This window comes from Frigoribacterium sp. CFBP 13729, from assembly GCF_014841875.1.
Classification (GTDB): Bacteria; Actinomycetota; Actinomycetes; order Actinomycetales; family Microbacteriaceae; genus Frigoribacterium.
This window is the reverse complement of record NZ_JACYUR010000002.1, coordinates 432,954-453,297: the sequence shown is the minus strand read 5'-3', so window position 1 is coordinate 453,297 and position 20,344 is coordinate 432,954. Positions and strand designations below refer to the sequence as shown.

15 protein-coding genes, 1 tRNA gene and 1 pseudogene are annotated in these 20,344 nt (G+C 72.8%); 2 read left to right on the top strand and 15 right to left on the bottom strand.

Annotated elements, in window-relative coordinates:
• Positions 1-20 precede the first annotated feature (20 nt).
• Complete coding sequence (locus tag IFT77_RS08520; protein WP_197980644.1) at positions 21-602, bottom strand: LemA family protein; 582 nt, start codon at positions 600-602, stop codon at positions 21-23.
• A 239-nt stretch (positions 603-841) separates the two neighbouring features.
• Here IFT77_RS08520 and IFT77_RS08515 point away from each other — a divergent pair, with 239 nt between their 5' ends.
• Positions 842-3,088: a hypothetical protein gene (locus tag IFT77_RS08515; protein ID WP_192169737.1), complete on the top strand. Its 2,247-nt coding sequence runs from the start codon at positions 842-844 to the stop codon at positions 3,086-3,088.
• A gap of 213 nt (positions 3,089-3,301) precedes the next feature.
• Here the strand turns inward: IFT77_RS08515 and IFT77_RS08510 are convergent.
• The 13 genes and pseudogenes from IFT77_RS08510 to IFT77_RS08450 form a co-directional block, all read right to left on the bottom strand.
• Positions 3,302-3,375, bottom strand: a tRNA-Leu gene (locus tag IFT77_RS08510).
• 103 nt (positions 3,376-3,478) lie between these two features.
• Positions 3,479-5,035, bottom strand: coding sequence for an FAD-dependent oxidoreductase (locus IFT77_RS08505; protein WP_192169932.1), 1,557 nt, complete (start codon positions 5,033-5,035; stop codon positions 3,479-3,481).
• A gap of 40 nt (positions 5,036-5,075) precedes the next feature.
• Positions 5,076-6,350 (bottom strand): S8 family serine peptidase, encoded by a 1,275-nt coding sequence (locus tag IFT77_RS08500; RefSeq protein WP_192169736.1) that lies wholly within the window; start codon positions 6,348-6,350, stop codon positions 5,076-5,078.
• A gap of 131 nt (positions 6,351-6,481) precedes the next feature.
• A pseudogene (locus IFT77_RS08495) lies at positions 6,482-6,982 on the bottom strand (DUF501 domain-containing protein); the annotation flags it as partial.
• Positions 6,979-7,515: a septum formation initiator family protein gene (locus tag IFT77_RS08490; RefSeq protein WP_192041078.1), complete on the bottom strand. Its 537-nt coding sequence runs from the start codon at positions 7,513-7,515 to the stop codon at positions 6,979-6,981. The gene IFT77_RS08490 and the pseudogene IFT77_RS08495, both read right to left, overlap by 4 nt.
• 133 nt (positions 7,516-7,648) lie before the next feature.
• On the bottom strand, positions 7,649-8,929 hold the full coding sequence (gene eno, locus IFT77_RS08485; protein ID WP_133738477.1) for a phosphopyruvate hydratase: 1,281 nt from the start codon (positions 8,927-8,929) through the stop codon (positions 7,649-7,651).
• A gap of 88 nt (positions 8,930-9,017) precedes the next feature.
• Positions 9,018-10,262 (bottom strand): histidine--tRNA ligase, encoded by a 1,245-nt coding sequence (gene hisS / locus IFT77_RS08480; protein ID WP_192169734.1) that lies wholly within the window; start codon positions 10,260-10,262, stop codon positions 9,018-9,020.
• 227 nt (positions 10,263-10,489) lie between these two features.
• The gene (locus IFT77_RS08475; RefSeq protein WP_192169733.1) at positions 10,490-11,068 is read right to left on the bottom strand and encodes a TetR/AcrR family transcriptional regulator; all 579 of its coding nucleotides are present in this window, start codon (positions 11,066-11,068) and stop codon (positions 10,490-10,492) included.
• A gap of 396 nt (positions 11,069-11,464) precedes the next feature.
• Positions 11,465-12,175 (bottom strand): MazG nucleotide pyrophosphohydrolase domain-containing protein, encoded by a 711-nt coding sequence (locus IFT77_RS08470; RefSeq protein ID WP_192169732.1) that lies wholly within the window; start codon positions 12,173-12,175, stop codon positions 11,465-11,467.
• A 64-nt stretch (positions 12,176-12,239) separates the two neighbouring features.
• On the bottom strand, positions 12,240-15,872 hold the full coding sequence (gene mfd / locus IFT77_RS08465; RefSeq protein WP_192169731.1) for a transcription-repair coupling factor: 3,633 nt from the start codon (positions 15,870-15,872) through the stop codon (positions 12,240-12,242).
• Positions 15,873-15,969: 97 nt separating this feature from the next.
• The gene (gene pth / locus IFT77_RS08460; RefSeq protein WP_146903974.1) at positions 15,970-16,557 is read right to left on the bottom strand and encodes an aminoacyl-tRNA hydrolase; all 588 of its coding nucleotides are present in this window, start codon (positions 16,555-16,557) and stop codon (positions 15,970-15,972) included.
• A gap of 87 nt (positions 16,558-16,644) precedes the next feature.
• Positions 16,645-17,280, bottom strand: coding sequence for a 50S ribosomal protein L25/general stress protein Ctc (locus IFT77_RS08455; RefSeq protein WP_146903971.1), 636 nt, complete (start codon positions 17,278-17,280; stop codon positions 16,645-16,647).
• A 224-nt stretch (positions 17,281-17,504) separates the two neighbouring features.
• A complete protein-coding gene (locus tag IFT77_RS08450) occupies positions 17,505-18,026 on the bottom strand; it encodes a gluconokinase (protein WP_371740990.1) in 522 nt (173 codons plus the stop codon).
• Positions 18,027-18,246: 220 nt separating this feature from the next.
• Between IFT77_RS08450 and gndA the strand changes: the two genes are divergently transcribed.
• Complete coding sequence (gndA, locus tag IFT77_RS08445) at positions 18,247-19,650, top strand: NADP-dependent phosphogluconate dehydrogenase (RefSeq protein ID WP_244638688.1); 1,404 nt, start codon at positions 18,247-18,249, stop codon at positions 19,648-19,650.
• A gap of 145 nt (positions 19,651-19,795) precedes the next feature.
• Here the strand turns inward: gndA and IFT77_RS08440 are convergent, their stop codons facing one another.
• Positions 19,796-20,302, bottom strand: coding sequence for an SRPBCC family protein (locus IFT77_RS08440; RefSeq protein WP_192169730.1), 507 nt, complete (start codon positions 20,300-20,302; stop codon positions 19,796-19,798).
• Positions 20,303-20,344 lie beyond the last annotated feature (42 nt).

Sequence of the window (20,344 nt, the reverse complement as noted above, 5' to 3'; positions counted from 1 at the left end):
GCCCTGGCGGAGGCGCGGCGCTAGAACTGGACGCGCGGCGGCTCGGCGATGGCCGAGGGCTCGGCCACCTCGAAGAAGTCGCGCTCGGTGAAGCCGAGGCGCTTCACGAAGAGGGTGTTGGGGAACGTGCGCGTCTTGGTGTTGAACTCGCGGACGCCGCCGTTGTAGAAGCGGCGGGCAGCCTGGATCTTGTCCTCGGTGTCGACGAGCTCCGACTGCAGCTGCAGGAAGTTCTGGCTCGCCTGGAGCTGCGGGTAGGCCTCCGACACCGCGAAGATGCTCTTCAGCGCCGTCTGCATGTGGCCCTCGGCGGCGGACGCCTCGGCAGGCGTCTGCGCCCCCAGGGTCTCGGCCCGCGCCTCCGTGACGTTCTGGAACACCTTGGCCTCGTGCGACGCGTACCCCTTGACCGACTCGATGATGTTCGGGATCAGGTCGGCCCGGCGCTTGAGCTGGATCGTGATGTCGCTCCACGCCTCGTCGACGCGGACCTTGAGCGTGACCAGGCTGTTGTAGGTCGACCAGAGGTAGATGCCGGCGATCACGACGAGCAGGACGATGATCCCGACGGCGACCAGGGTGGCGATGAGGGCCGGTTGCATGGGTGGTGACTCCTTGGGGATGCGGCTCGGGTGGACGCGTCGCGGTCGTCCTCGGGATGCCGGTCGAGGGTCACGTCGATGCGTGGGCCACTATAAATGCGCCGGATGGGGGCTCCCCGTGGACGGGGCGTCTTTCGGGGGGAACTCTCGACATCACCTGTCGGATGCCGGGCCGTCGTCGCAAACTGGTCCGCGCGACCGATTGACAGGTGCTCACGCACCGTGCTGAATGGGGAGCAGTGCTCGACACCACGACCTCTCCCTCGCCGCGTCCCGCCTCCGTCGCCGGACGCGCGGCCGGCGCGCGCCGACGCACCCGACGGGCTCGGCTCGCGTGGCTGCTCGTCCTGGGGACCGTGCTGGCCGGGCTCGCCGTGGCGGGCGGGCCGGTCGGCCCCGTGGAGGCGGCGGGGGCCCCCACGCAGACGCCGTCGCCCCAGCTCGGGTCGCCGACCCCGACTCCCGGCCCGACGCCCGTCGCCCCGACGGTCGGGCCGGTGGCCGACAGCCCGACGGGCTCCGTCACGGCCTCCGGCGACGCGACCCCCGGGGCCCGGGTCAAGGTCGCGCTCACGAGCAACGGCACCTACCGCGACCTCTGTGCGTCCGTGGCCACGACCTCGAGCGGCTCCTGGACCTGCACGGCGACCGTCCCGAGCGGCGCGGGCTGGACGGTCGTCGTCACCGACCTCGACCACACCGACGTCGATCCCGTGACCTCCTCCTCCTTCTCGGTCCTCGCCGCGCCGACCGTCGGCTCGGGTCTGCTCGTCGGCGCCAAGCTCGGCGGCACCGCCTTCCCGGGCGCCGTCGTCACCGTGACCTCGGGCTCGGGGGCCACCGCCACGGCGACCGTCTCGGCCGACGGCGGCTGGGTCGCCGTGCTGCCCGCTGCGGGCTTCCCCTCCGGCCGCCACGACGTGCGGGCCGTGCAGTCGTCGTCCGCCGTGCCCGCCGTCCCCGTCTCCGCCTCCTCGCGGCCGTCGAGCGTCACCGTCGACCGCGACGCCCCTGCCGCGCCCGTCGTGACGAGCCCCACGTCCGGCCAACGCGTCGCCGCCCTGCCCCTCACCGTCTCCGGCACGGGCGAGGCCGGGGCCCTCGCGACGGTCTACGTCGACAGCACGCCGGTCTGCCAGGCGACAGTCTCGGGCGGAGGGACCTGGTCGTGCAGCGCCGGGGGCAGCGAGCTCGCCGACGGTGACCGACTGGTCCAGGCCGCCCTCGTCGACCCGGCCGGGAACTTCGGGCCGCCGAGCGCCGCCGTGCGGGTCACGGTCGGCGCTGCGGCAGCCGCCCCGGCCGCGCCGGGTGCCACGGCGACGCCGCGACCCGGTGCGACGGCGACGCCCTCTCCCGCTCCGGTGCCGCCCTCGACCGCTCCCCCCGGACCGTCCGACGGAGGGTCGACGACCGCGCCTCCTCCGACCGGACCCGGCGGCGAGGGAGGCGCCGGCACGCCCCCCGGCGCCGGCCAGGGAACGCAGACCGGCACCTGGGCGACCGCGACGACGTTCGGCGCTGGCCTGCCCACGCTCGCCCAGACGCTCGGCGGCCCGGTCTGGCCGCTGGGCGCGGCCGTGGCGCTGCTGTTCCTCGTCCTCGTCGCGGGGCCCTCCCGGCTCGCGGCGGCCGCCGCCCGCGGTCGGCTCCGCCCCCGCGCAGCCCGTCTGACCGGTCGCAACCGGTCGTCCGAGCTGCCCACCTCGTTCAACCGGGGCACCGTCGACCCCCGCGTCGCCGCCGGCCTCGCCCTGGCAGGAGGCGCCGCCGCCATCGCCGTCGCCGCGGGCGTCGACGGACAGGTGCAGTACGCGCGCCTCCTCGCAGGGATCGTCCTGGGGCTCGTCGTGCTGAACGGCCTCGTGGTCGTCCTCCCCGCGGTGCTCGTCGCCCGGCGCCTCGGCCTCGCCGTCCGTGTCCGGATGTCGCCCGGCCTTCTGCTGGCCGCGGTGGTCGCCTGCGGCGCCACCCGGGTCTTCTCCCTCGATCCCGCGCTCGTGCTCGGCGTGCTGCTCGTCGGGACCCTGGGCGCCGTCCACCACCACGGCGGGCACGCCGTGGGAGCGGGGCGGAACCCCGGTCGACGCGACCGCGGCATCGCCGCGGCGGTCCAGCTCGCTGCGACCGTCGTCGTCCCCGCTGCGGCCTGGGTGCTGCACGGCCTCGTCGACGCACCGGGCGCCTGGCCGCAGCTCGGCCGGGAGGCCCTCGCCACGGTCTGCCTCGCCGGCCTCGGCTCCCTGGTCGTCCAGCTGCTGCCGCTCGGCTCGATGCCGGGACGGCACGTGTGGGCCTGGTCGAAGGGGATCTACGTCGCCCTGGCCGTGGTGGGGGTCTCCGTCGCGGCCGCCGTGTTCGTGGGCGCCCCCTCCTCGTCGTTCCCCCTGCCAGTGCTGCTGGTGACGAGCCTCGTGGCGGCACTGCTCGCCGTCGCGGCCTGGCTGTGGGTCACCTACGTGGAGCCGACCCGACGCGCGCTCTAGCCGCTCCTCCCTACCCGCCCGCGGCGCGGACACGAACCGTCAGGAGGCGCTCGTCCGGAGGCGCGTGACAGCCGTTCGTGACGGCTCACGCCCCCGGGGGGAAGAGGAGGAGCTGGAGTGCCCCCGCACGGACGACGCGCCAGCGTCGTCGGGCCTTCAGTCGTCGGGCCGTGTCAGGGTTCGGATCCCGGCGGGGGCCGGAGCGGAGCGGAGTGCCCCCGCAGGGATTCGAACCCTGACTGAAGCGATTTTAAGTCGCCTGCCTCTGACCGTTGGGCTACGAGGGCGTGCCCCCCAGCCTACGATCCCGGTGACGACACGACGACGCCCGCCGCGCTGGGGTCAGCGGGCGGGCGTCGTGAGTGCTGGTCGACTCAGTGGCGGGTCGAGTCAGTCGCTGGTCGACAGCGAGCCGCGCCCGGCGTCGGCAGGCACCGAAGCGTCGGCGTCGGCCTTCGCGGCCGTCTTCTTCGCCGCCGGCTTGCGGGCGGGAGCCTTGCGGGCAGGCTTCTCGGCCTCGCCCTCGGCGGGCGCGCCCTTCTCGTCGGCCGGGTTCGCGTAGGCCGGGCCGGGCTCGCCGGCGACCTTGCCGAGCTCGGGCGTCGCAGGGGCGGCCGGGGCGGCGGCCTCGGTCTTGGGGCGCGACGCGAACTCCTCGAAGGCGGCGCGGGGACGCTCGCGGTTGTCGAGCGAGACGATGTCGCGACCGAGCCAGAAGTTGTTCCACCAGCCGGTGGCGACGCGGAACTTGCGCTCGAACGAGGGCATCGCGAGGCCGTGGTAGCCACGGTGCGCGGCCCAGGCCGGCAGGCCCTTGAGCACGAACTTGCCGCTCTGGAACACGCCCACGCCGACGCCGAGGCCGGCGACTGCGCCGAGGTTGTCGTGACGGTAGTCGGCGACGCCCTCGCCGCGCAGCGACGCGGTGATGTTCTTGGCGAGGTGCTTGCCCATGCGGACGGCGTGCTGCGCGTTGGGCACGCAGAAGCCGCCGACGCCCTTGCCGGTCAGGTCGGGCGTGGCCGCGACGTCGCCGCAGGCCCAGGCGTCGGGGACGATCGTCTCGCCGTCGACGACCCGGAGGTCGGCCTTGACGGTGATCCGCCCCCTCTCCTCGAGGGGCAGGTCGGTGCTGCGCACCATCGGGTTGGCCATGACGCCGGCCGTCCAGACGATCAGGTCGGACTCGAACGACTCGCCCGTCGAGAGCTCGATGACGCCGCCCACGGCGGACTTCAGCTGCGTGTCGAGGTGCACCGTGGCGGCGCGCTCGGCGAGGTTCTTGAGCACCCAGTGGCTGGTCTCGAGCGACACCTCGGGCATGATGCGGCCCATGGCCTCGACGAGGTGGAAGTGCGTGTCGTCGATGGTGAGCTGCGGGTACTTCTTGAGCAGGTCGCTGGCGAAGCTGCGCAGCTCGGCGAACACCTCGATGCCGGCGAAGCCGCCGCCGACGACCGTGACGGTCAGCAGACGGTCGCGTGCGGCACCGGCGGGCAGGTTCGCGGCCGCCGCGAAGTTGGTGAGGAGCTTGTCGCGGATCGCCGCCGCCTCTTCGATGGTCTTGAGGCCGATCGCCTCGTCGGCGACGCCCGGGATCGGGAACGTGCGCGACACGGCGCCGGCGGTCATGACGACCTGGTCGTAGTCGACCGTCCACGGGTCGCCGACCTCGGGCGTGATCGTCGCCGTCTTCGTGGCGTGGTCGACCTTGGTGACCTTGGCCGTGACGACGTTCGTCTTCTTCAGGTGACGACGCAGCGAGACGACCGCGTGACGCGGCTCGATGGAGCCGGCTGCCACCTCCGGGAGGAACGGCTGGTACGTCATGTACGGCAGCGGGTCGACGATCGTGACCTCCGCCTCCCCGGCGCGCAGCCACTTCTCGAGCTTCCAGGCTGTGTAGAAACCGGCGTAGCCGCCGCCGACGATCAGGATCTTGGGCACAGGGGTGAACTCCTCGAGGTGGTGGGGTGGCACGACGACTTTACTCCTGCTCGTGTCGTCGCCTGAACTGGCGGGCCGCGCCCGCCCCGACGGCGACGAGCGCCGCGCCGAAGACCGCGAAGACGATCAGCGGCAGCCCGGTCGAGCGCATCGACTCGACCGTGGGGAGCAGCGCACGGAGGGGGTGGTCGCCGTCGCTCTGCGGCGTCGGCACCGGCGCGGGCTGGACCGGGGCCACCGCACCGGCGCTCGGCGCGGGGGCGTCGGCTCGTCGGTGCACCCGGATCCACTCGGCGAGGTCGCCCATCGGGTTCGCCGTGACGGGCGCGACGGTGCGCTGGACGGCGGCGGCCGCGTCGACGAGGCCGTACCCGTAGAGCGGGTCGGGCTGCGAGGCGCCCCTCGGGTCGGCCGTCGAGACGACCCTGTTGATCACGTCGGCCGCGCCGAGCTCGGGGTGCGCGCTCCGCACGAGGGCGACCATGCCGGCGACCAGGGGCGTCGCGCCGCTGGTGCCGCTCCAGCTGTAGTGCACGTCGCCCGGGCCGACGCCGACGAGCTTCTCGCTGGGGGCCGAGACGCCGATGGTGATGCCCTGGCTGGAGGCGTCGAAGCTCGCCGCGCCCGACCGGTCCACGCCGGCGACGGTGAGGACGCCCGGCATCGTGGCGGGTGCGCCGACCTCGGTCGTGCCGCTGCCGCGGTTGCCGGCCGCCGCGACCACGACGACGTCCTCCTCCTGCGCGTGCAGGAACGCCTCGTCCCAGCTCGTGGGCCAGTCGAGGGTGTTGCGGGTCAGGGACATGTTGATCACGTCGGCGCCGTGGTCGACGGCCCAGGTGACGGCGTCGGCGATCTGCTGGTCGGAGTCGACCGCGCCGGCGCCGAAGCCCACCGAGATCGACAGGAGGTCGGCCTCGGGCGCGACGCCGACCACGCCGTCGCCGGTCGCCGTGCCTCGTCCCGCGAGCAGGGAGCCGACGAGGGTCCCGTGGGCAGGGTCGTCGGAGCCGACCGGGCTCTGGCCGTCGGCGGAGCCCTGCCCGGACATGTCCGTGCCCCCGACGACGGCACCCTGCAGCTCGCGGACGGAGCCGTCGACGCCCGTGTCGATCACGGCGACCGTGACGCCCGCGCCGCGCGTCGTCTGCCACGCCTGCTGCACCCCGTAGTCGGACAGCCAGTACTGCGCGTCGCGGATGCTGTCGGCGGACGCCGCCGCGGCGGGCGCGAGCGTGAGCCCCGCGGCCGTCGTCACCACGAGCACGCTCGTCGCCAGCGCCCTGGTCGCCGCGCGCCCCCCGGTGCGGCGCACCTGCGTCAGCCTGCCTCGGGCGGAGCGGAGGAGGCGGCGGTCACGCCGCCCGCACCGGTCGCCGCGCTGGGAGCGGTCTCGTCGGCCGCCGCCGCCTCGTCGCCCGCCTCGCCGCCGGCCTCGCCCAGGTAGTCGCCGCAGCGGCACACGTCGGGGCTCCAGCTCGAGCGCTCGACGGCGAGGTCGCCGAGTGGGTTGACGCCCGGCCCCGCCGAGAGGGCGTGCCCCGCGAGGGCGTGCAGGCACTTGACGCGCTCGGGCATGCCCCCGGCGGTCACGTGCGCGATCTCGGCCACGTGCTCGATCCCCTCGCGGTCGGCGAGGTAGGCGTCGTGCGCGTCGTGGTAGCGCCTCCTGAGGTCGTCGTCCGCGGCGAGCAGCTCGGTCAGCTCGGCCATGACGCCGTTCGCCTCGAGGGTCGAGATCGCGGCCGTGGCCCCCGGGTGGCACAGGTAGTAGAGCGTCGGGAACGGCGTGCCGTCGGCGAGGCGCGGCTTCGTCGCGACGACGGTCGGGTTGCCGCAGACGCAGCGTGCGGGGATGCCGATCACGTCGCGGGCGGGGCGACCGAGCATCGCGGTGACGAGCCGGACGTCGCGCTCGCTGACGGGCTCGAAGGGAGGGGTCGTCACGGGGTGCCGCCTGTCGTGGAGGACGGCAGGGGCGCGCCGCCGATGTCGGGCGCGACCAGCTCGGTCGCGGGTTCGTCGCTGAGGCCGGCGTCGATCACGGACGACATCATCGCGGCGACCCAGTCGACCTGCGGGGTCTGGAGCGTGTCGCTGATGGGCGCCTGCGACGGCGCCGCCGCGTCGGCGTCCGCACCCATCACGAGGTAGCTGTACTCGCCGGGGTAGACGTAGAGCAGCCGGTCCCGGGCCTGGGCCTCGATGTACGCGGGGTCGCTCCACCGCGCGACGTCGCCCTGGAGGTCGTCGACGTCGTCGCGTTGGTCGCGCACGTCCTGCTGGAGGGACGCGATCTGCTGCTGCTGCTGGACCAGGGTGCGGAGCGACGGCGCGAGCACGACCACGAACAGCACGAGGATGACGAGCATCAGCAGGCTGAAGCCGGAGAAGCGGATGCTGCGGAGCCAGCCGCCCGCGGCGGTCTCGCGCGACGCGAAGGCGACGGGCACGCGTCGGGTCGGGGACTCACGGGGCATGCTCCCGAGGGTAGACGACCCGCGAGGGGGCACGGTCACGGAACGCCGAGAGGCCCGCTCCCCCAGGGGGAACGGGCCTCGGTGCGGGGACCACGTCGAGGACGTGGGCCCCGTCGGGCACAGCTCTGCGGCGCTACGCCGAGAAGCGCGGGAACGCCGAGTAGCCGGCGTAGCGGGCTGCGTCGCCCAGCTCCTCCTCGATGCGGAGCAGCTGGTTGTACTTCGCGACGCGCTCGCTGCGGGCGGGGGCGCCCGTCTTGATCTGGCCCGCGTCGGTCGCGACGGCGAGGTCGGCGATCGTCGTGTCCTCGGTCTCGCCGGAGCGGTGCGACAGCACGGTCGTGTAGCCGCTGCGCTGCGCGAGCGAGACGGCGTCGAGCGACTCGGTCAGCGTGCCGATCTGGTTGACCTTGACGAGGATCGAGTTCGCGGCGCCGGCGGCGATGCCGCGGGCGAGGCGCTCGGGGTTCGTCACGAACAGGTCGTCGCCGACGATCTGCGTCTTCGAGCCGATCTCGCTCGTCAGGTGGGCCCAGCCCTCCCAGTCGTCCTCGTCGAGGGGGTCCTCGATGGTGACGAGCGGGTAGGCCGACACGAGGTCGGCGTAGTAGCCGGCGAGGAACGCGGAGTCGCGCTTCTCGCCCTCGAACGTGTACGAGCCGTCGGCGTAGAACTCGCTGGAGGCGACGTCGAGGCCGAGCGCGATGTCCTTGCCGGGGGTGAAGCCGGCCTTGGTGATCGCCTCGACCAACAGGTCGAGCGCGGCACGGTTGCTCTCGAGGTCCGGCGCGAAGCCGCCCTCGTCGCCGAGGCCCGTCGACAGGCCCTTCGACTTCAGCTCGCTCTTGAGCGCGTGGTAGGTCTCGGCACCCCAGCGGAGGGCGTCCGCGAACGAGGTCGCGCCGATCGGCAGGATCATGAACTCCTGGATGTCGACGTTGCTGTCGGCGTGCGAGCCGCCGTTGATGACGTTGAGCATCGGCACGGGCAGGGTGTGCGCGTTCGGGCCGCCGAGGTAGCGGAAGAGCGGCAGGTCGGCCGAGTCGGCGGCGGCGCGGGCGACGGCGAGCGAGACGCCGAGGATGGCGTTCGCGCCGAGGCGCGACTTGTTCTCGGTGCCGTCGAGCTCGATCATGGCGGCGTCGACGAGGCGCTGGTCGGTCGCGTCCATGCCCTCGACCTCGGGGCCGATCTCGTCGATCACGGCGGCGACCGCCTTGAGGACGCCCTTGCCGAGGTAGCGGCTCTCGTCGCCGTCGCGCAGCTCGTAGGCCTCGAAGGCCCCGGTCGATGCGCCCGAGGGGACGGCCGCGCGCGACACGGTCCCGTCGTCGAGCAGGACCTCGACCTCGACCGTCGGGTTGCCCCGCGAGTCGAGGATCTCGCGTGCGCCTACTGCGTCGATTTCTGCCACGGATGAACTCCTTAGTCGTCGGTGTGCGTGCGGGGCACGCGGTCGTGTCGATCCTAGCCGCGCGGACCGGCGCCGAGCGGGGCGGGGGTCAGCCCAGGGGCCGCACCTCGAGGTCGTCCGGGTCTTCTCCCCCGCGTACCGCGACGAAGCGCCGGAACCCGGCCGCCGCGAGGGCGTCGAGCTGGCCCCCGACGTTCTTGGCGCGCTTCTGCAGCCGGACCCGCGCCTCCCCGCGGGACACCAGCGCCTTCTGCAGCGCCAGCAGCTCGACCGGGGCGACGGCCTTGTCGTAGAGCACGACGAGGCCGTCGTCGTCGGCGTCGTCGAGCTCGACGAGGTCGACGATCCGCTCGAAGCCGAGCGAGAAGCCGGCGGCCGGCACGTCGGTGCCGAGGAACCGCCCGATCATGCCGTCGTAGCGACCGCCCCCGCCGAGGGAGTACGAGAAGTCGGGGTGCGCCACCTCGAAGATCGTGCCCGTGTAGTAGCCCATGCCCCGCACCAGTGTCGGGTCGAAGACGAGCCTCGCCTCGGGCAGTGCCGCCCGGAGCGCCAGCAGGTCGCCGAACGCCCCCTGGTCGAGCCACGCAGGAGGCGGGGAGGCGGTCGCCGAGTCCCAGGTCGCGTCGCCGAGCTGGGCCAGCTGGTCGGCGATGCCGGGCGCCTCGACACCGATCGACACGAGCTGGGCCGCGACGCCCTCGACGCCGATCTTGTCGAGCTTGTCGATCTCGAGGAGCGCGCGGTCGTGCAGCTCGGCGGGGACGCCCCAGTGCGACAGCACCCCGAGGAGCACGCGACGGTCGTTGACCCTGATGGTTGTGCCGTCGAGGCCGAGGGCGGCCAGGACGGCGGTGGTGGCCGAGATCAGCTCGATCTCGGCGAGCTGGCCGGCCTCGCCCAGGATGTCGATGTCGCACTGGACGAACTGGCGGTAGCGCCCCTTCTGCGGCTTCTCGGCCCGCCAGACCGGCGCGATCTGCACGCTGCGGAAGACGGTCGGCAGCTCGGCTCGGTGCGAGGCGTAGAAGCGGGCCAGGGGCACCGTGAGGTCGAAGCGGAGGCCGAGGTCGGCGAGCTCGAGGGCGGACGAGGCCGCCCGCAGCGCCTCGTCGTCGAGACCACGTCGGAGCACCGCGAAGACCTGCTTCTCGTTGTCGCCCCCGAGGCCCGAGAAGAGGTACTCGCTCGACTCGACGACGGGGGTCTCGATCTCGTCGAAGCCGTGCGCCCGGTAGACGTCGCGGACCACGGAGAGGACCCGCTCACGGCGGCGCTTGTCGGCGGGCAGGAAGTCTCTCATCCCGCGCGGCGGGGTCACGTGTGACGGCATCCGACCATCATCCCAGAGCCGACGGGAGGACGATCGCGGGCACCCCTTGCCCGTATGTGACATTGCATGTACTGTCGAGGCGTCGGCGGAGCGAATCGGGTTGCGCACCGCCGACCTGACGCCCGCCTTCCCTGCGGTGGGGCGTCGCGACGGACCGGGCGTGCCGCCCGGTCCGTCATCCCGTCGTCAGCCCCGGGAGGGCTGTCGTCAGCCCGCGAGGGCCGTCGTCAGCGCCGTGCGAGGGCGACGAACTCGGCGCGGGCCGTCGCCGCGACGCCGGACGCGCGCTCGACGTCGCCCGACAGGACGGAGTCGAGCTGCGCCGCCCAGAGCACGGCGGCCAGCTGACGCGCAGCCCGCTCGGCGTCCACGACGGGGACGCCCCGGGCGGTGAGCCACGGGGCGAGGTGCGCGGGCCAGCGCTCGGGGGCCCGGCGAGCCGCACCCTGCTGGTCGCCGGCGACGACCTCGAGGAGGGCCGCCTCCGTCTCGAGGCGTCGGAGGTCACGACCCCGGTCGTCGACGGCCGCCGACCACGCGCGCGCCAGGTGCGCCTCGAACGCGGCCTCGTCGAGCAGCTCCACGTCGACGGCCAGGACGTCGTCCTCCCGCGTGACGATCGCCCGGACGATCTCGGCGACGAGCTCTGCCCGGTTGCCGAAGTGGTAGACGAAGACGTACGTGCTGACCCCGAGGGCGTCGGCGAGGGTGCGGAACGACACCGTCGCCAGCGACCGCCCCCGGAGATGCTCGACGATCTGGCCGAGGAGCTCGGGCTTGCGCGTGGGATCCGGCTTGCGGGGCATCGACGGCGCTCCTCCAGGAGCCGGTCGACTCCGCCCTGCGCGGCCCGACCAGGCGTACCGGACAGTAACAGACCCGATCTGCCCACCTCAGGGGCCAGATCACCGGGACGCCTCGCCCCTCGATTGACATGTCACCCGACAGGGGCTACATTCGGAGGATCGTCACGGTCCTCGCCCTGGACTGATCCCCAGGAGAAACGAGCGTCATGACGATGGTGTGGTCTGTCGTCGATTCGTCGCGAGACGCCCGTGTCTTCCCAGGCGCGTGGGCCTCCCGTCCCGACCGGACCACGCGCGGGCGCCTCCCTGTTCGGGTCAGGGAGGCGCCCCCTCCCTGACGGGTCCGACGGGTCTGACGGCTCTGACGGGTCCGACGGGTCTGACGGCTCCGACGGGTCAGTCGTCGTCGCGGCGTCGCTCCGCGGCCCGCAACAGGGTCTCGCGCTCCCGCACCGCTCGGCGCAGTGCGCGCTCGGCGTCGATGCCGTCCCGGCCGGCCCTGTCCACGACATCGAGCAGGTCACGCCCCCAGTCGAGCTCGGCATCGGCGGCGTCCGCGTCAGCACCGGCTTCGTCGTCGGCCTCGGCACCCGCAGCTCGCCTGACCGCCGGAGGGGCCCCGGCGGCGACGCGCCTGCCCTCCAGCTTCTGGGCGCGGGACAGCGCTGGCAGCCCGCGTGGAACGCCGTCGTAGGCGCTCGACCGGCTCGCCTTCTCGACGGCCTTCGAGGCGCTCCAGAGGCGGACGATGTCGTCCACGTCGGCCGCGTCCTCTCCGCCGAACACGTGCGGGTGCCGACGCACGGTCTTGAGTCGGACGTCGCGCACGACGTCGGCCAGGTCGAAGGCCCCGGCGGAGGCGCGGGCCGCGATCGCCGCGTGCAGGACCACCTGGTAGAGCACGTCGCCGAGCTCCTCGCGACGATCGTCGACCGTGCCGTCCTCGATCGCCTCGACCAGCTCCGCGCACTCCTCGACCAGGTAGGTGACGAGCGACTCGTGCGTCTGCGCCCGGTTCCACTCGCAGCCGCCCTGGTCGGCGAGCAGCGCCTCGACCACGTCGGAGAGCTCTCGGACCTCGGCCTCGAGTCCTGTGTCGTCGTGCACCGCTCCTCCTCGTCTGACCGCCGGGGTCGTCGTGGACGGGCGGCCGGGAGGGCCGCCCGTCGGGTCAGGCCGTGGGGGCGACGCCGTCGACGGCGGGCCGCGGCACGTCCGCGCCGTAGATCGAGGTCATCAGCTGCTCGACCCAGAGGATGAGCTCGGCGTCGACCAGCCCCTCCCCGTGCCGCACCGGCAGGGGGACGCTGACCGAGTTCGTCTGGCCGAACCACCGAGCGCCCGGGTAGAGGCGCTGCAGGCGCACCTGCATGCTGTCCGCCAGGTCGGCCCCGGCGACGCGCAGGTTGCTGCCCATGACGACGACCTCGCTGAGCCCGGCCTTCTGCGCCGCTCGCCGGAGGCGGGAGACCTCGATCAGCGCGAGCACCGAGGCGGGCGGCGTCCCGTAGCGGTCGGTGAGCTCGTCGAGCACCGAGTCGATCTGGTCGTCGCTCGAGGTCGGGGCGCTGGCCGTCGAGAGCTTCTGGTACGCCTCGAGCCGGAGACGCTCGCTCTCGACGTACTCGTCGGGGATGTGGGCGTCGACGGGCAGCTCGAGCCGCAGCTCGGTCTGCCCCTCGGCCACGTCGCCACGGAACGCGCCGACCGCCTCCCCGATCATCCGGAGGTAGAGGTCGAAGCCGACGCCCGCGATGTGGCCCGACTGCTCGCCGCCGAGCAGGTTGCCGGCTCCGCGGATCTCCAGGTCCTTCAGGGCCACCTGCATGCCGGCGCCGAGCTCGTTGTTGGCGGCGATCGTCTCCAGCCTGTCCTGTGCGGTCTCGCTGAGGGGCTTGTCCGGGTCGTAGAGGAAGTAGGCGTAGCCGCGCTCACGGCCGCGACCGACCCGGCCGCGGAGCTGGTGCAGCTGGCTGAGCCCGTACTTGTCGGCCCGGTCGATGATCAGGGTGTTCGCGTTGGCGATGTCGAGGCCGGTCTCGATGATGGTCGTCGAGACGAGCACGTCGAACTTTCGCTCCCAGAAGTCGACCATGACCTGCTCGAGGGTGGACTCGGCCATCTGGCCGTGCGCCACCGCGACCCGCGCCTCCGGCACGAGCTCGGCGATCTCGGCGGCGACCCGGTTGATGCTCGAGACGCGGTTGTGCACGTAGAAGACCTGGCCCTCGCGCAGCAGCTCTCGTCGGATCGCCGCGGCCTTCTGCCGTTCGCCCTCGGGCCCCACGAAGGTGAGGATCGGGTGCCGGTCCTCCGGAGGCGTCGCGAGGGTCGACATCTCGCGGATGCCGGTCACGGCCATCTCGAGCGACCGAGGGATGGGCGTCGCGGACATGGCGAGGATGTCGACGTTGGTCTTGAGCTTCTTCAGGGCGTCCTTGTGCTCGACGCCGAACCGCTGCTCCTCGTCGATGATCACCAGCCCCACGTCTTTGTAGGCGATGCCCTCGCTCAGGAGGCGGTGGGTGCCGATGACCATGTCGACCGTGCCGTCGCCGAGCCCCTTGATGGTCTCCTTGCTCTCCTTCGCGGACTGGAAGCGGCTGAGGCTCCGCAGGTGCACGGGGAACCCGGCGAAGCGCTCGCTGAACGTGTCGAAGTGCTGCTTGACGAGCAGCGTCGTCGGCACGAGCATCACGACCTGCTTGCCGTCCTGGATCGCCTTGAACGCGGCGCGCACGGCCACCTCGGTCTTGCCGTAGCCCACGTCGCCCGAGAGCAGGCGGTCCATCGGGATCGGCCGTTCCATGTCGGCCTTGATCTCGTCGATCGTCGTAAGCTGGTCGGGCGTCTCGGCGAACGGGAACGCCTCCTCGAGCTCGCGCTGCCACGGGGTGTCGGGCGGGAACGCGTGCCCCTTCGACGCCATCCGCGCCGAGTACAGCTTGACGAGCTCGACCGCGATGTCGCGAACGGCCCGGCGGGCCTTGCTCTTCGCCGAGGCCCAGTCGCTGCCGCCCATCTTGCTGAGCGAGGGCGCCTCGCCGCCGACGTAGCGGCTGAGCAGGTCGAGCTGGTCGGTGGGCACGTAGAGCTTGTCGCCGGGGTAGCCGCGCTTGGAGGGCGCGTACTCGAGCACGAGGTACTCGCGGCTGTTCTTGACGGCGTTGCGGCCGCCGGAGGAGACCTCGCGGCTGGTCAGCTCGAGGAACTTGCCGATGCCGTGGGTCTGGTGCACGACCACGTCGCCCGGCTTGAGCTGCAGCGGGTCGACGACGTTCTTGCGGCGGCTCGCGAGCTTCTTGACCTGACGGGAGTCGTAGTTCGCCGACCGGCCGTAGAAGTCGCTCTCGCCGAGGACGGCGATCTTGGCGGAGGGCAGCTCGAAGCCGGCCTCGACTCCCCCGGCGACGAGGTGCACGACGCCCTGCTCGAGCTCGTCGGGCAGAGCGTCGACGAGACGAGCGGCGACGCCCTGCTCGGACAGCACGTCGCGGGCACGCTCGACGAGCCCGGTGCCCCGTGCGGTGACGACGACGCTCCAGCCGTCCTGCACGCGGCCGACGACGTGGTCGAGCGCGCCCTCGGCGTGCCCGCTGAAGCTCGGCACGGGGGCGGCCTCGACGCGCACGTAGTCGCCTGCCGCCTGGACCGCCTCGTCGTCGGTGAGCACCTCGCCCGAGTCGAAGCCGCTGAACGTGAACCACGCGCGGTCGCCGGCCGCCGCCCGCAGGTCGCGGAGCGCGAGGAAGTCGCCGGCGTCGAGGTCGATCGGGGCGGCGGCCCCGGCGGTCGCGGCGTTCCACGCCGCGGACAGGAACTCGCGGTTCGTCTCGGCGAGGCTCTTGGCCCGCGACTGCACGCGCTCGGGCGAGAGCACGGCGACGGAGGCGCCCGCCGGCAGGTAGTGGGTGAGCGGGACGAGACGGTCGACCAGCGCCGGCGCCAGCGACTCCATCCCCTCGACCGGGATGCCCTCGGCGATCTTGGCGAGCATCTGGGCGAGGCCCGGGAACTCGTGCTGCATCTCGCGGGCACGCTGGCGCACGGGCGCGGTGAGCAGCATCTCGCGGCTCGGCGGCAGCTCGACCGTGCTCACGACGCCCTCGAGGCTGCGCTGGTCGGCCACCGAGAAGGTGCGGAGCTGATCGACCTCGTCGCCGAAGAAGTCGACGCGCACCGGGTGCTCGGCCGTCGGCGGGAACACGTCGAGGATGCCTCCGCGCACCGCAAACTCGCCACGCCGGGTGACCATGTCGACGCGCGCGTACGCGAGGTCGACGAGCCGCAGGGCGATCGCAGAGAGGTCGTGGCCCCGGTCGCCGATGGTCAGCACGACCGGGTCGATGTCGGCGAGGTTGTCGGAGACGGGCTGCAGGGCCGCACGGACGCCCGCGACGACGACGAGCGGACGCACGCCCGCGGAGGCCTCGGGGCTCGAACCCGCGGCCTCTGCCTCGGCGGACCAGGCGGCGAGGCGACGGAGCGCATGGATCCGCTTGCCGACGGTCTCGGCGCTCGGGCTGAGACGCTCGTGCGGCAGCGTCTCCCACGCGGGGAACTCGATGACCTCGGCGCCGGGCACGTAGCTGGCGAGGGACAGGCGGACGGCCTCGGACTCGCGACCGGTGGCGGTGACCACGAGCATGGCCTGGGGCCCGGCGCGCCTGGCGAGCAGCCCCGCGAGGAGCGGCACGCGCAGGCCGTCGACCACCGAGAAGTCGGTGCTGCGATCAGCCCGGTCGAGGGCGGAGGAGTACGTGGAGGCGCGCGAGAGCGCCTTGATCAAGCCCGCGAGTATCACCCGACAAGGCTACTCGGGACAGCCGACAGTGCGCCGGTCCGCGGTGCCCCGCCCCGATGCGAGCGGAGCAGCAGGTCGCCAGCGAGCAGGGCCCCGGTCAGGCCTTCGCGGTGTGGAACTTGAGCTGTGCCGCGGTGAGGCCGTCGGAGACGATCATCTCGACCGCGTCAGCGGCGTCGCCGAGCAGCAGCGGGAGCTCCTTGCGCTCGGTCGACGAGAAGGCCTTGAGCACGTAGTCGGCGGCGGGCTGCCGGCCGGGCGGACGGCCGATGCCGACGCGCACGCGCAGGAACTCGTTCGAGCCGGTGGCGGCGATGATGTCGCGCAGCCCGTTGTGGCCGCCGTGGCCGCCGCCCTGCTTGAGCTTGATCGAGTCGAAGTCGATGTCGAGCTCGTCGTGCACGACGATCAGCCGCGACACGTCGAGGTCGTAGTACTTCAGCAGCGCGGCGACGGGCCCGCCCGACAGGTTCATGAAGCTGCGGGGAGCGGCGAGGACGAAGCGGGGGCCGCCCGGCTGGGGACGGCCCTCCGCGACGCTCGCGTTGGTGCGGTGGTTCTTGAAGCTCGCCGACAGGCGGTGCGCCAGCTCGGCGAGCACCATCTGTCCGACGTTGTGCCGGGTGCCGGCGTAGTCGGGCCCGGGGTTGCCGAGCCCGACCACGAGCCACTGCGAGTCGTCCACGGGATGGTCCTCCTCGGGAGACACGCGGGGCTGTCAGGCGGTCGGCGTCGCGGACGACGCCGTGGTGCGGTGGTGCTGCGACCGGTGTTACTCGGAGCGCTCTTCGTCCTCGATCGAGGGCACGTCGCCCTCGGCCTCGGCTGCCTCGCCCGACTCGTCGTCGACGGCGTCGGTGGTGAGGTCGAGCTGCGGGACGGAGACGCTCGTGATGAGCACCTCGGCGTCGGTGACGAGCGAGGCGCCCTCGGGGAGGACGACGTCGGAGGCGTGCACCTGCGCGCCGTCCTCGAGGCCCTCGATCGAGACGACGACCGACTGCGGGATCGCGGTGGCCGAGACCTCGAGCGTGATGGCGTTGAGCTCGACGACGTGGATCGTGCCGGGAGCGGACTCGCCCTCGATGTGCACGGGGACGTCGACCTCGACCTTCTCGCCCTGGCGGACGACGATGAGGTCGATGTGCTCGATGACCTGCTTCACCGGGTCGCGCTGGATGTCCTTGACGAGGGCGAGCTGCTGGGTGCCCTCGATGTCGAGGGTGATGAGCGCGTTCGAGCGACGCGTGATGAGCATCGTCTCGTGGCCGGGCAGCGTGACGTGCTGGGGGTCGGTGCCGTGCCCGTAGATGACCGCGGGGATCTGGTCGTTCGCGCGGATCTTGCGGGCCGCGCCCTTGCCGAAGCTGGTGCGGACGAGAGCGGACAGGGTGTTGTCGTCAGCCATGGATGTCTCCGTTTCTGCGGGCCTGGCGGCCCGGGATGTGTGGGTCGATGTCAACTCGAACGCAGATCGCGTGAGGAGGGACCTCGCAGCCGTGGGGACGATGTCACGAGACCGAGTGCCTGCCTACCGCGTCGATAACGGGTGCCGGAGCACCCCTCGCCGAAGTCGACCCCTACGTTACAGGGCACCCGGGCGTGTCGCCAACCCGCGGACGTCGGCGACCGTCAGCGCCCGCCGAGACGGGCCAGCGCCTCCGCGACGATCTCGTCCGGCCCCGCGGACACGTCGACGCCGAAGCCGGGCTCGTCGTCGCCGAGCGGCTCGAGGGTCGCGAACTGCGACTCCATCAGCCCGGGCGGCATGAAGTGCCCCTTGCGTGCCTTCTGCCGCTCGGCCACGAGTTCGCGGACACCGGTGAGGTGCACGAAGCGGAGGCGCGGGTCGCCGCCGCGGAGCACGTCCCGGTAGCGGCGCTTCAGTGCCGAGCAGGCGACGACCACGCCGTCCTCCCCGGCGTCGCGGATGCGCTGCGCGACGATCTCGAGCCACGGCGCACGATCGTCGTCGTCGAGCGCGTGGCCGGCGGCCATCTTGTCGCGGTTGGCCTGCGGGTGGAGGTCGTCGGCGTCGACGAACGGGACGCCGGCCGTCCGCGCGAGGAGCTCGCCGACCGTGGACTTGCCGGAGCCGGACACCCCCATCACGACGACGGGCGGGATCGGGGCGGGCAGCGGTGTCTCAGGCACAGGGACCTCTCGGTGTCGGGGACGGCGGCGTCCGGACCAGCGTAGACGCGCCTCCTCGTGTCGTCCGCGCCCCGGAGGGCGCTGACGGTGCCTGTCAGGGGCGCAGGACGGAGGAATAGTGTGCGGGGGTCATCGACCGCAAGGAGGCACCGTGACCGAGCACGGAGAACAGTCCACCCCCACCGCCCAGGCGAACATCGGAGTCGTCGGCCTGGCCGTCATGGGATCGAACCTGGCCCGCAACCTCGCCAGCCGCGAGGGCAACACCGTCGCCGTCTACAACCGCTCCCCCGGGCGCACGGACACCCTGATGGACGAGCACGGCGACGCCGGCTTCGTCGCCTCGAAGTCGATCGAGGACTTCGCCGCCTCGCTGCAGAAGCCGCGCACCGCGATCATCATGGTCCAGGCCGGCAAGGGCACCGACGCCGTCATCGACCAGCTCGCCGACCTCTTCGAGGAGGGCGACATCATCGTCGACGGCGGCAACGCGAACTTCCAGGACACGAGGAGGCGCGAGGCAGCCCTCAAGGAGCGAGGCCTGAACTTCGTCGGCGCCGGCATCTCCGGGGGCGAGGAGGGCGCCCTCAAGGGCCCGTCGATCATGCCCGGCGGCTCGAAGGAGGCGTACGAGACCCTCGGCCCGATCCTCGCGTCGATCGCCGCGGTCGCCGAGGGCGAGCCGTGCGTCACGCACATCGGCTCCGACGGCGCCGGCCACTTCGTCAAGATGATCCACAACGGCATCGAGTACGCCGACATGCAGCTCATCGCCGAGTCGTACGACCTGCTCCGTCGCGTCGGCGGCCACGAGCCGGCCGACATCGCCGCCGTGTTCGAGGAGTGGAACGAGGGCGAGCTGGAGTCGTACCTGATCGAGATCACCGCCGAGGTGCTGCGCCAGGTCGACGCCAAGACCGGCGGCCCCCTCGTCGACTCCATCGTCGACGCGGCCGGCTCGAAGGGCACCGGCGTCTGGACCGTGCAGAACAGCGTCGGCCTGGGCGTGCCCGTCGGCGGCATCGCCGAGGCCGTCTTCGCCCGGGCCGTCTCGTCGAAGCCCGACCAGCGCGCCGCGGTGCAGGCGACCCTGAAGGGCCGGCCCGAGGTGCAGGAGGCGGGCGACGGCTTCGAGGACGACGTGCAGAAGGCGCTCTACGCCTCGAAGATCGTGGCCTACGCCCAGGGCTTCGACGCGATCATCGCGGGCGCGCTCGAGTACGACTGGGACATCGACAAGGGCGCCGTGGCGAAGATCTGGCGCGGCGGCTGCATCATCCGCGCGCAGTTCCTCAACCGCATCGTCGAGGCGTACGAGAACGACAGCACCATCGCGACGCTGCTCGAGGACGACTACTTCGCCGCCGCCGTCCGCGACGGGGAGCAGGCCTGGCGCCGCATCGTCGCCAAGGCGGCCCTGTCGGGCATCCCCGTGCCCGGGTTCGCGTCGGCGCTGTCCTACTACGACTCGCTCGCGTCGGAGCGCCTCCCGGCCGCCCTCATCCAGGGCCAGCGCGACTTCTTCGGCGCGCACACCTACGAGCGGGTCGGCGAGGACGGCGTGTTCCACACGCTGTGGTCGGGCGACCGCTCGGAGATCGAGACGGAGCCGTCGACGCACTGACGCCGGCGCGACTCGACGGCGGGTCGCGGTGTCGCAGGCGAGAAGGGACGAGGCAGGCGCGGGACCGCGCCTGCCTCGTCCCTTCTCGCCGTCGGCGCTGCTGGCGCTGTCGGCGCGGCCGTGCGACCGCGCGCGGACCGGGCGGTCAGTCGGCGGGCGTCGCGCCGGGCAGGGTCGCCGTGGCGGCGGCCAGCACGAACGGGTCCTCGCAGCCGCGGGCGTACCCCTGGATGCGCCGGTCGATGTCGCGCTGGAGGACGACGGCGCCGATGCGCTCGGCGATCGGTGCCAGCCACGACGGGCGGCAGGTGAAGTTGTAGCGCCAGGTGGCGGCGGTGCTGCCGGGGTCGCCCTCGACCGGCTTGAAGCGCCACCCGCCGCCCATGCGGGCGAAGAACCACGGGCCCGTCGTCATCGCGAAGCCGACGTTGGTGGGCGGGGCGAACGAGACGTACTCGCTCTCCATCCGAAAGCCGAAGCGCTGCACCGTCAGCGTGCGGACTCCCTTGGCCGGCCGCGTGGCGCCGCCGAGGAAGTGCTGGTGCCGGATGAACGGGTCCCATCGGAGCCGCGCCTCCCCCGTCGTCTGCGACACGGCGAAGGCGAGCTCGGCGGCGACGGGGACGACGCAGCGGGACTCGACGACGGGCACGGGGTGCTGCCTACGCCGCGCCGTCGGCAGCGCCGACGGGTT

Bases quoted from the DNA above. Each gene is read 5' to 3' on its own strand.
- IFT77_RS08520 (WP_197980644.1), bottom strand. From the start codon at position 602: ATGCAACCGGCCCTCATCGCCACCCTGGTCGCCGTCGGGATCATCGTC.
- IFT77_RS08490 (WP_192041078.1), bottom strand. From the start codon at position 7,515: ATGCCCCGTGAGTCCCCGACCCGACGCGTGCCCGTCGCCTTCGCGTCG.
- hisS (WP_192169734.1), bottom strand. From the start codon at position 10,262: ATGCCGTCACACGTGACCCCGCCGCGCGGGATGAGAGACTTCCTGCCC.
- IFT77_RS08475 (WP_192169733.1), bottom strand. From the start codon at position 11,068: ATGCCCCGCAAGCCGGATCCCACGCGCAAGCCCGAGCTCCTCGGCCAG.
- IFT77_RS08455 (WP_146903971.1), bottom strand. From the start codon at position 17,280: ATGGCTGACGACAACACCCTGTCCGCTCTCGTCCGCACCAGCTTCGGC.
- gndA (WP_244638688.1), top strand. From the start codon at position 18,247: ATGGGATCGAACCTGGCCCGCAACCTCGCCAGCCGCGAGGGCAACACC.